A 9,985-nucleotide genomic window follows, 5' to 3' on the forward strand; every position below is an offset into this window, starting at 1 on the left:
ATCTATGCCGCCACTGGTCACCTGGCATTACAACCACCAGCCAGAAGCGGGCAGCCCCGAAGCGACCTTCCTCAGCGACTATCTGCCGGTGCGCGATTGGCTGAACCTATGACGGAACGCGCTGCGATAGCGAAGGTCTAGAATCGGGCCATCACTCGATGAGTAGGCAGGCATCTGAGGAGATGCTTGCAGCCCTACACCCAATGAAGGTCAACCCATGACGCTGACCGAACTTCGCTATCTGGTGAACCTCGACAAGGAGCGCCATTTCTCGCGCGCCGCCGAGCGTTCCTTCGTGTCGCAGCCGACACTTTCCGTGGCATTGAAGAAGCTCGAGGACGAGCTCGGCGTGACCCTGTTCGAGCGGATTCGCGGCGAAGCCAAGCCGACGCCGGTCGGCGCACGGATCATCGAACAGGCCCGCCATGTGCTCGCCGAAGCGCGGCGGGTCGAGGACATCGCCCGCGAAGGCAAGGACGAGCTGGTCGGCTCGCTCAGGCTCGGGGCGATCTACACCGTCGGCCCGTACGTGCTGCCTTCGCTGGTACCGATGATGCGCGAGACCGCGCCCTTGATGCCGCTGATGATCGAGGAAAACTTCACCGGCGTGCTGCTCGAACAGCTGCGCGACAACGAACTCGATGTGGCGCTGCTGGCGCTGCCGATCGACCTGCAGGGCCTGTCGGCCTGGCCGATCTACGACGAGGATTTCGTGGTCATGCTGTCGCCCGGTCATCGCTGGGCGGCGCTGCCGAGCATTCCGGCGAAGAAACTTGCCGAGGAGCATCTGCTGCTGCTCGGGCCCGGCCATTGTTTCCGCGAGCAGGTGATCGCCGCCTGCCCGAAGTGCGTTGATTCCGAAGGCGACGGGCCACGGCCGGTCACTGGCTCGTCGATCGAAACGATTCGCTACATGGTCGGCTCGGGGCTGGGCATCACGGTGATGCCGAACGCGGCGATCGCCAATCGGCCAGCCGAGCCGAACCCGCTGCCGACCGTGCCCTTCGCAGCACCTTCGCCTGCCCGGAAAGTCGGCATGGTCTGGCGGCGCAGCTTCCCGCGTCTGGCAGCGATCCGCGCCTTGCGCGAGGGCATCCTGGCCTGCGGCATCAATGGCGTGCGCTTGCTGCCGGATGCGGAACCCCAACATCCCTGAGCCTGTCCACTCTTCATGCTCAATGCTCTGATCGAAGCCACCCGCAGCCAGTTCCAGGGCCGCATGCTGGGCCTGGTGCTGTGGCCGCTGCTCGGGTCGCTGCTGCTGTGGACCGTGCTGCTCGTCGTGTTCTGGTCGCAGGGCATGGGCGCCTTGCGGGCGCTGACCGAGTACCAGCCGGTCGACGCTTTCCTGAACGACTGGGGCTTGTCCTGGCTGGTCGGCGCGCTGACGCTGATCGTCAGCTTCTTCTTCCTGCCGACCCTGGTCGCGGCGACGGCGATCTTCATCACCTCGGTATTTGCGATGCCGATGATGGTCGACCACATCGCCGCCCGCGACTATCCGCAACTGGTGCGGGCCAAGGGTGGCACCACCCGCGGCAGCATCCTGAACAGCCTAGGCGCGCTGCTGGTCTACCTGCTGCTGTGGATCCTGGTGCTGCCGCTATGGCTGATCCTGCCGTTCGCGTTCGTGATTCCGGTGGCGCTGGCCGGCTATCTCAACGATCGCGTGTTCCGCTATGACGCGCTCGCCGAACATGCCACCCGCGAGGAATACGAGGAAATCCTGCGCCGCCACGGCTCACCGCTGTTCGGCCTCGGCGTGGTCGCGGCACTCGTCCAACTGATTCCGTTCGTGAATCTGATCTCGCCGGTCTATTCCGGCCTGAGCTTCATCCACTTCGCGCTTGCCGAACTGCAGAAGCTGCGCGCCGAGCAGCCACTCGGCCTCAGGCCAGCAGCATCCGTACGCTGATGCCGATCAGGAAGATCGCGAACGCGCGCTTCAGCACCTTCGGCGACAGACCATGCGCCAGCCGCGCGCCAAGCGGCGCAGTGAACACACTCATCACCGCAATGCCGGCGAACGCGGCCATATCGACATAGCCCAGGCTCCACGGCGCGCGGCCGGGCACGCCAAGGCCGTTGATCACGAAGCCGACGGCGCCGGCCCAGGCGATCGGAATGCCGCAGGCCGCCGAGGTGCCGACGGCGCGACGCATGTCGATATTGCAGGCGTTCAGATACGGCACGGTCAGCGAACCGCCGCCGATGCCGATCAAGGCCGACAAGCCGCCGATCAGCGTGCCGACGATGCCGAGGCCGAGCACGCCGGGCGTGCTGCGCGTCGCTTTCGGCGTGGCGTCGATCAGCATCTGGATCGCGATCAGCATCGCGCCGATACCGACGCAGCGCTTCAGCACCTCGCTGCTGACCTGATGCGCCACCGTGGCGCCGAGCAGGCTGCCGACGACGATTCCCGGTGCCAGCTTCCAGAACACCGGCCAGATCACGCCGCCGCGAGCATGATGGGCGCGGGTCGAGGAAATGCCGGTCAGGCCGATCACCGCCAGCGAGGTGCCGATCGCCGACTGCATGACGATGGCGTCGGCAGTACCGAGCGTCGGCAGCAGGAAGGCCAGCGCCGGCACCACGATCAGGCCGCCGCCAACGCCGAACAGGCCAGCCAGCAGGCCCGATACGGCGCCGGTCAACAGGAATACCAGCAGCGTTTCCATGCCTGAAGTCTCTCGGCCAGCGGCCTTACAATTACGGGGCCGCAAAGGCTACACGAACCCGTCAGGCGATCTGAGGGTCAGAGTCCGATGATGACCCTACGCTCCACCCCGTTTCTCGCCCCACTAGCCCTGACATTGGCAGGCCTCTTCACGCTCTCGGCCATCGCCGATGACGATGGGCTGGCCATTGCGCGCAGCGAATTCAGCGGCGCTTTCGCCGCCGCCGAGGCCGGTTCCTTCAATGGCGAAGACAGCGATCGCCTGCGCGCCTATCCGCTTTATCCCTACCTCACGGCCGCGCGGCTGAAGGCGCGGCTGGCGCAGGCCAAGCCCGAAGACGATCGCGGTGCCGATGATGCGGTGGCCGCCTTCATCACCGCTCAGGGCGGAACCCTGGCCGCCAACGATCTGCGCCGCGCCTGGCTGACCAGCCTCGCAGCACGCAAGCGCTGGGATCGCTATCTCGCGGCCCTGCCGGCTCCGCTGGCGACCAGCGATACCAACTTCCGCTGCCAGCAATTCGCGGCGCGGATCGCGCTGAACCAGACCGCTGGCCTGGCGCCAATGGTGATCCAGCAATGGCAGACGGCGGACAAATCGCTGCCGGCTTGCGATGCCGCGTTCACCTGGGCGCGTGAGCAGAACCTGCTGACGCCGGCGCTGATCGAGGCGCGGGCGCGGCTGGTGGTCGGCAACGGCTATGGCGCGCTGGCGAAAACCATCGCCGCGCCGTTGCCAGCGGAAACCAGCGCACCGATCAAGCAGTGGGCAGCGCTGATCGACCAGCCGCAGCGCGAACTCGATGCGTTGATCGCCGATCCGTCGCGGCCGGTGGAACTTCCCGCATTGCAGGACGGCTGGCAGCGCCTGGCGCGCAAGGATCCGGACGCTGCCGCCGCAAGGTTCGCCGCCTTGCGTGGCGCACGCGCGCTCGACGACACCGCGGCCAGCCCGTTCGCACGCGCGCTGGCGCTGGGCATGGCCTGGAGCCGCAAGCCGGAAACGCTGAGCTATTTCGCCCAGGTGCTGCCGGCCGACAACGACAGCCTGTCCGCCGAATGGTGGGCGCGTGCCGCGCTGTGGGCCGGCGACTGGCAACAGGCGGCGAAGGCCATCGCCGCGATGTCGGACACCCAGCGCAACGAACAGCGCTGGCGTTACTGGGCGGCGCGGGCGGCCGCTGCCGGTGGTGATCAGGTGGCCAACGATCTGCTCACTTCGCTGGCGCAGGAAGACGGCTGGTATCCGGCGCTCGCAGCGGCGCAGTCCGGTATCGCCTACGCACCGCATCCGCAGACCCTGGCGGCTGATCCGGCCATCGTCGCCAAGCTCGACAGCCAGGCCGGCTTCATCCGTGCCCGCGAGTTGTTCCTGTCGTCGCTGCGCAATCAGGCGGCCGCCGAGTTCTGGGCGGCGTTCGAGCCGCTCGATGAAGCCGCGCGCTTCCAGGCCATCCATCTGGCGATGGGCTGGGGCTGGTACGAACAGGGTGTGGCCGCCGCCAGCCGGATGAAGCTGTTCACCGATTACGCGCTGCTTTACCCGCGGCCTTACGAGTCGCCGGTCAAGACCGGTGCGGCGCTGTCCGGCCTGCCGGACAATCTGATCTACGGCGTGCTGCGCCAGGAAAGCCTCTATCGCGCCGATGCGGTATCGAGCGCCAATGCCTACGGCCTGCTGCAGATGCTGCCGGAAACTGCGACCCGCACCGCGCGCAAGTGGCAGCGCCCGCTGCCGACGCGCGCGACGCTGTTCGATCCCGAGGTCAACGTGCCGCTGGGTGCTGCGCATCTGCGTGATCTGGTCGATCGCTTCGTCGGCCAGCTGCCGGTGGCGATCGCCGGCTACAACGCCGGCCCGAACGCCGCAGCGCGCTGGCTGCCGGCGACGCCGATGTCCGCCGATGTCTGGATCGAGAACATTCCGTACAACGAAACCCGCACTTATGTGCAGCGCGTGCTCTGGCATTCGAGGGTCTTCGGCTGGCGCCAGCAGGGCAAGCCGCAACCGCTGTCGAACTGGCTGAAGCCGGTGGCGCTGGCACCTGTGCCGGCAGGCCTCGAAGAGATCCCATGATGCGACGCTATCTGGTCGGCGGCGCGGTACGCGACCGGCTGCTGAAGCGCCCGGTCGCCGAGCGCGACTGGGTGGTCACCGGGGCAACGCCGGAGGAAATGGTGACGCTCGGCTACCGGCCGGTCGGCAAGGATTTTCCGATCTTCCTGCATCCGGAGACCCAGGAAGAGCACGCGCTGGCGCGCACCGAGCGCAAGAACGGTCGTGGCTATCGCGGCTTCACCATCCACACCGATCCCGGTGTGACCCTGGAAGACGATCTGATCCGCCGCGATCTCACCGTCAACGCGATGGCCGAGGACGATGACGGGACCTTGATCGATCCTCACGGTGGCCGTGCCGATCTCGATGCCCGGCTGTTGCGCCATGTCTCGATGGCCTTCACCGAGGACCCGGTGCGGGTGCTGCGCATCGCCCGCTTTCATTCCCGCTACGCCAGCCTCGGCTTCCGCATTGCCGATGAAACCATGGCGCTGATGCGGCAGATGGTCGACAGCGGCGAAGTCGATCACCTGACCGCGGAACGGGTCTGGAAGGAAACCGAGCGGGCGCTGATGCAGCCGCAGCCATCGGTCTATTTCACGACCTTGCGCGAATGCGGTGCGCTGAAGCGCCTGATGCCGGAAGTCGATGCGCTGTTCGGCGTGCCGCAGCCGCCGAAGCATCACCCGGAGATCGACACCGGCGTGCACACCATGCTGACCATCGATCACGCCGCACACATCGAGGCACCGCTGACGGTGAGAGTTGCCGCGCTCTGCCACGACTTCGGCAAGGCGCTGACACCGGAACACCTGCTGCCCAGCCATTACGGCCACGAGCAGAGCGGCGTGCCGCTGGTCGAAGCCTTCTGCACGCGGCTCAAGGTGCCGAACGATTGCCGCGAACTGGCGCTGCAGGTCTGCCGCGAGCACCTGCTGGTCCACCAGGCCCGCGAGCTGACACCGGGCACCTTGATGCAGTTGCTGGAACGGCTCGACGCCCTGCGCCGGCCACAGCGCTTCGAGGAATTCCTGACCGCCTGCGACTGCGACGCCCGCGGCCGCACCGGGCTGGAGAATCGCGACTACCCACAGCCGAACTATCTGCGCGCCGCGCGCCGGCGCATCGCGCTGGTAGAGCCAGCCTCGGTCACCGCCGATGGCTTCGTCGGCGCGGCAATCGGCGTCGAACTGCGCAACCGCCGGCTCAAGGTGCTGAAGGAGCTGCGCGAGACGCCGGCAGCCTGAATCTGTTTTGGCACCGATCGCCGATCGGTTCCAACCTTTTCGCCCCCGGCGTAGTCTGAGGAAATCAGGCTGCGTCCTTCCGTGACAGCAGCCGTCTCCATTCCAAGAGGTCCATCCCTTTGAATCGCATCCTCATGATCGCGGCAGGCGCCGCACTGCTGTATGGCTGCGGCAAGTCCGCCGACGCTCCGAAGGCCGAAGCCGCCGCACCCGCCGCCGTTTCCGCACCGACCTCCGGCATCAATCCGGCGACCATGGATACCGCCGTCCGTGCCGAGGACGACACCTATCGACACATGAACGGCAAGTGGCTGGACAGCTTCGAGATCCCGGCTGACAAGGCGCGCTATGGCTCGTTCACCAAGCTGGCCGATGACGCCGAACAGCAGCTGCGCGAGCTGATCGAGGCCTCCGCCGCCAATGCCGAGGCGAAGCCGAACACCGAGCCGCAGCAGATCGGCGATCTGTACAAGAGCTTTATGGACGAAGCCGGCGTTGAAGCCGCCGGCCTGAAAGCCATCGACAGCAGCCTGAACACCATCGACGCGATGCCGGACAAGAGTGGCATCCCGGGCCTGATGGCCAGCCTGTCGACCACCGGCGTCGGCACCCCGTTCGTGCCGTTCATTCACCAGGACAACAAGGATTCGACCAAGTACATCGTCGATCTCTACCAGTACGGCCTCGGCCTGCCGGATCGTGATTACTACCTGAAGGACACCGACAAGTACCGCGAATCGCGCACTGGCTATGTCGCCCACATCGAGAAGATGCTGACACTGGCCGGCGACAAGGATGCAGCCAAGAAAGCCAAGGCGATCTTCGCGCTGGAAACCGCGCTGGCCAAGGTGCAGTGGGACAAGGTTGCCAATCGTGATCCGGTTGCGACCTACAACAAGGTCGAGCTGACCAAGCTCGATGCACTGGCGCCGGGCTTCGACTTCAAGGCCTGGTTCGCCGGCGCCGGCATGACCGGCAAGCTCGACTACGTGATCGTCAGCCAGCCGACCTACATCACCGGCTTCGCCAAGCTGCTGCAGAGCCAGCCGCTCGACGCCTGGAAGGCTTACTTCAAGTGGAAGGTGATCGCCGAGTTCGCGCCGTATCTGCCGAAGGCTTTCGTCGACGAGAATTTCGCGTTCTACGGCACGGCGCTGCGCGGCATTCCGGAAAATCGTCCGCGCTGGAAGCGCGGCGTGGAACTGGTTGAAACCTCGATCGGCGAATCGCTCGGCAAGCTTTATGTCGAGAAGCACTTCCCGCCGGCCAACAAGGCGCGCATGGAAGCGCTGGTCAAGAACCTGCTGGAAGCCTACAAGCAGTCGATCGACACGCTGGACTGGATGAGCCCGGAAACCAAGAAGGAAGCCCAGGCCAAGCTCGCCAAGTTCGCGCCGAAGATCGGCTATCCCAACAAGTGGAAGGACTACTCGAAGCTGGCGATCAGCGGCAACGATCTGCTCGGCAACGTCGCCCGTGCCAACGCCTACAGCTACCAGTTCGAACTGGCCAAGCTCGGCACGCCGATCGACCGCGAGGAATGGGGCATGACGCCGCAGACGGTCAACGCCTACTACAACCCGGAGAAGAACGAGATCGTCTTTCCGGCCGCGATCCTGCAGCCGCCGTTCTTCAATGCCGCTGCTGACGACGCCGTGAACTACGGCGGCATCGGCGCGGTGATCGGCCACGAGATCAGCCACGGCTTCGATGACCAGGGCGCGCAGTACGACGGCGACGGCAATCTGCGCCAGTGGTTCAGCGAAGCCGATCTGAAAAACTTCAAGGCCAAGACCGCCGCGCTGGTGGCCCAGTACGCGGCGTTCGAGCCGGTGAAGGGCTATCACGTCAACGGCGAACTGACCCTGGGCGAGAACGTCGCCGACAACTCCGGCCTGACCATCGCCTACAAGGCCTACAAGCTCAGCCTCGGCGGCAAGCCGGCGCCGGAGATCGACGGCCTGAGCGGCGAGCAGCGCTTCTACCTCGGCTGGGCCCAGGTCTGGCAGGGCAAGGATCGCGAAGCCGAAGCGATCCGCCGCCTGACTGTTGATCCGCATTCGCCGCCGTCGGTGCGCGGCAACGCCACCCTGGTCAACCAGGCCGGCTTCTACGACGCCTTCAGCGTCAAGGAAGGCGACAAGATGTACGTCGCCCCGGAGAAGCGGGTCAGCATCTGGTAAACCGCTGCGACGGTTTTGTGCGATGAACGAAGGCCGGTGGCGACACCGGCCTTTTTCGTGGCCGCTTGCAGGGGCATCGTTCGGCGCCGATGATCGACTCAGACCCGGCGCAAGACCGGGCCGAAGATTGGCTCACGCGAGGAGAGGCCATGAACCACGTATCGCCGCAGGACTGGGCCGCGCTGGCACGGATCGAACAGGGTCAATGCGCGCTTGAAGCCGAGGCTGCACAACGTCTGCGCCAGTGCGGCCTGATCGAGGCCAAGGCCGAGGATCGCTACACGCTGACGCCGCAAGGCTGGCATGCGTTGCGCCAGCACCGGCGGCTTGATCCGGACTGATCACTTTTCACGGGTCGATCAGTGGACTGTCGCCGCCCGCCTGCCAGCCATAGCGGCGCAGGCTGACTCGGTCGTTCTCGAAGTGCACGCCCTCGGCGCGCAGCCGCCGCTTCTGTTCGCGGTGTTCCTCGCTGAACTTGGGCAGCGAGATCTGTCCCGCCGCATTGATCACCCGATGCCAGGGCGTGGCGGCACCGGCTTCGAGCATGCCGCCGAGCACCCGGCCGACCAGCCGCGCGCGTCCCGGATAACCGGCGATCCAGGCGATCTGGCCATAGGTGGAAACCCGGCCGGCCGGAATGCGGGCGATCGTCGCGAGGATGGCGATCCTCGCTGCATCGGCGTCGACCGGCGCCGACGGTTCAGTCGATCGGCGCGCCATACAAAGCCGTGCCGCAGGCGACGCAGGCCTGGTCGTCGAAGTCGAAGATTTCCGCCGCCAGCAGACGTTGCCCGCCGAGTGAGGCGACATAACGGATCAGCAAGGTGCCGGTGCCGGCGTCCCAGTGCGCAGCTTCGAAGGCGAACTGCAGGCTCGGAATCGCGGCCAGTGCGGCTTGCCAGTAGGCACGCAGCGCAGGCTTGCCGCGCACCGTGCCGCGGCCGGTGAGGGTCGCTGCTTTCGGGCTGCGGAACGTGCAGTCATCGGCGAACAGGCGCAGCACGGCTTCGACATCGCGCGCATTCCAGGCGGCGATCCAGTTCAGCGCCCAGCGCTGGGCGGAGGCGTGATCGGTTGGCATCATGGTCATCGCGCTGTCTCCGGACATCGGGGAGAATGATCCTTGTGAACACCCGTTCAGGACGGGTTCAGAGTGCCGACGGCATTCTGCGCAGGTCGAATCGAGCCCAGCAAGGCAGCGTCGACTTTCCCAAATCTATGATCTGTCTGGAGCACCTGATGAAACGCAACCTGATTCCCGCCGTGATCGTCGCCACCCTGATCGCGGCCGCCGGCCCATCGTTCGCCCTCGGCGTCAACGCGGGTGCCGGCCTTGGCGTCAATGCCGGCGGCCTGCACACCAACGTCGACGCGGATGCCAAGGCCAAGCTCGATGCGGAAGCCGCTGCCGCCGCCAAGGCGAAGGCCGAGGCCCAGAGCGACGCCAAGTCGGCCGTCGATGCCCGCGTCAGCACCGGCGCCGAAGTCGGTTCCGATCCCAAGGCTGATGCCAATGCCGGACTCGGCCTGGGTCTCGGCCTCGGCAAGGCCGTCAAGGGCACGGCGGGTGCGGTGGGCGGCACGGTGAAGGGCGTTGCTGGCGCCACCGGTGACGCTGCGAAGGGTGCGGCTCAGACCACCGGCAAAGCGGTGAAGGGCACTGCGGAAGCGACCAAGAACACGGCGAAGGCCGGTGTTGGTGTCGCCAAGGATGCCGCTGTCGGCACCAAGAATGCGGTCGGCGGCGTGACTTCCGCGACCGGCTCTGCGGTGAAGAACAGCGCCAACGCCGCTGCCGGTGCGGCGAATGTCGACG

Annotated in this window: 9 protein-coding genes and 2 pseudogenes; 8 read left to right on the forward strand and 3 right to left on the reverse strand. The window is 66.2% G+C overall.

Going from position 1 to position 9,985, the window contains the following annotated elements; translation table 11 throughout:
• The 3 genes and pseudogenes from QZY06_RS22120 to QZY06_RS03255 form a co-directional block, all read left to right on the forward strand.
• A pseudogene (locus QZY06_RS22120) lies at nt 1-112 on the forward strand (coproporphyrinogen III oxidase); the annotation flags it as partial.
• 105 nt (nt 113-217) lie between these two features.
• Nucleotides 218-1,156 carry a hydrogen peroxide-inducible genes activator gene (locus tag QZY06_RS03250; RefSeq protein ID WP_295680142.1) on the forward strand — a complete coding sequence of 313 codons (939 nt, stop codon included), beginning with the start codon at nt 218-220 and terminating at the stop codon, nt 1,154-1,156.
• 15 nt (nt 1,157-1,171) lie between these two features.
• The gene (locus tag QZY06_RS03255) at nt 1,172-1,915 is read left to right on the forward strand and encodes an EI24 domain-containing protein (RefSeq protein WP_295680144.1); all 744 of its coding nucleotides are present in this window, start codon (nt 1,172-1,174) and stop codon (nt 1,913-1,915) included.
• Here QZY06_RS03255 and QZY06_RS03260 read toward each other — a convergent pair.
• Nucleotides 1,890-2,678 (reverse strand): sulfite exporter TauE/SafE family protein, encoded by a 789-nt coding sequence (locus QZY06_RS03260; protein WP_295680147.1) that lies wholly within the window; start codon nt 2,676-2,678, stop codon nt 1,890-1,892. The genes QZY06_RS03255 and QZY06_RS03260 overlap by 26 nt on opposite strands.
• 90 nt (nt 2,679-2,768) lie before the next feature.
• On the opposite strand from QZY06_RS03260, the gene QZY06_RS03265 reads away from it, so the two are divergent.
• The 4 genes from QZY06_RS03265 to QZY06_RS03280 all read left to right on the forward strand — a co-directional run bounded on the left by QZY06_RS03265 (nt 2,769) and on the right by QZY06_RS03280 (nt 8,507).
• Nucleotides 2,769-4,754, forward strand: coding sequence for a lytic transglycosylase domain-containing protein (locus QZY06_RS03265; RefSeq protein ID WP_295680149.1), 1,986 nt, complete (start codon nt 2,769-2,771; stop codon nt 4,752-4,754).
• A complete protein-coding gene (locus QZY06_RS03270; RefSeq protein ID WP_367275551.1) occupies nt 4,754-5,983 on the forward strand; it encodes a multifunctional CCA addition/repair protein in 1,230 nt (409 codons plus the stop codon). The genes QZY06_RS03265 and QZY06_RS03270 overlap by 1 nt, the downstream gene beginning before the upstream one ends.
• A 134-nt stretch (nt 5,984-6,117) precedes the next feature.
• On the forward strand, nt 6,118-8,166 hold the full coding sequence (locus QZY06_RS03275; RefSeq protein ID WP_367275552.1) for a M13 family metallopeptidase: 2,049 nt from the start codon (nt 6,118-6,120) through the stop codon (nt 8,164-8,166).
• Nucleotides 8,167-8,315: 149 nt separating this feature from the next.
• Entirely contained in the window at nt 8,316-8,507 is a 192-nt protein-coding gene (locus tag QZY06_RS03280; RefSeq protein ID WP_022976710.1) for a hypothetical protein, read from the forward strand.
• Between the two features lie 7 nt (nt 8,508-8,514).
• On the opposite strand, the gene QZY06_RS03285 is transcribed toward QZY06_RS03280, so the two are convergent.
• Together QZY06_RS03285 and QZY06_RS03290 are read right to left on the reverse strand one after the other, a co-directional pair.
• Entirely contained in the window at nt 8,515-8,889 is a 375-nt protein-coding gene (locus QZY06_RS03285; RefSeq protein WP_295680161.1) for an MGMT family protein, read from the reverse strand.
• Nucleotides 8,870-9,259: a nuclear transport factor 2 family protein gene (locus QZY06_RS03290; protein WP_295680164.1), complete on the reverse strand. Its 390-nt coding sequence runs from the start codon at nt 9,257-9,259 to the stop codon at nt 8,870-8,872. Before QZY06_RS03290 ends, QZY06_RS03285 begins: the two co-directional genes overlap by 20 nt.
• 149 nt (nt 9,260-9,408) lie before the next feature.
• On the opposite strand from QZY06_RS03290, the pseudogene QZY06_RS03295 reads away from it, so the two are divergent.
• Nucleotides 9,409-9,985: pseudogene (locus QZY06_RS03295) on the forward strand (hypothetical protein); the annotation flags it as partial.

Origin of the sequence: uncultured Nevskia sp., from assembly GCF_903885465.1 — a bacterium.
In the GTDB taxonomy this organism is placed as follows: Bacteria; Pseudomonadota; Gammaproteobacteria; order Nevskiales; family Nevskiaceae; genus Nevskia.

Excerpts from the sequence above, each read along its gene's own strand:
- QZY06_RS03250 (WP_295680142.1), top strand. The coding sequence starts at position 218 with ATGACGCTGACCGAACTTCGCTATCTGGTGAACCTCGACAAGGAGCGC.
- QZY06_RS03255 (WP_295680144.1), top strand. The coding sequence starts at position 1,172 with ATGCTCAATGCTCTGATCGAAGCCACCCGCAGCCAGTTCCAGGGCCGC.
- QZY06_RS03260 (WP_295680147.1), bottom strand. The coding sequence starts at position 2,678 with ATGGAAACGCTGCTGGTATTCCTGTTGACCGGCGCCGTATCGGGCCTG.
- QZY06_RS03265 (WP_295680149.1), top strand. The coding sequence starts at position 2,769 with ATGACCCTACGCTCCACCCCGTTTCTCGCCCCACTAGCCCTGACATTG.
- QZY06_RS03270 (WP_367275551.1), top strand. The coding sequence starts at position 4,754 with ATGCGACGCTATCTGGTCGGCGGCGCGGTACGCGACCGGCTGCTGAAG.
- QZY06_RS03275 (WP_367275552.1), top strand. The coding sequence starts at position 6,118 with ATGATCGCGGCAGGCGCCGCACTGCTGTATGGCTGCGGCAAGTCCGCC.
- QZY06_RS03280 (WP_022976710.1), top strand. The coding sequence starts at position 8,316 with ATGAACCACGTATCGCCGCAGGACTGGGCCGCGCTGGCACGGATCGAA.
- QZY06_RS03285 (WP_295680161.1), bottom strand. The coding sequence starts at position 8,889 with ATGGCGCGCCGATCGACTGAACCGTCGGCGCCGGTCGACGCCGATGCA.
- QZY06_RS03290 (WP_295680164.1), bottom strand. The coding sequence starts at position 9,259 with ATGACCATGATGCCAACCGATCACGCCTCCGCCCAGCGCTGGGCGCTG.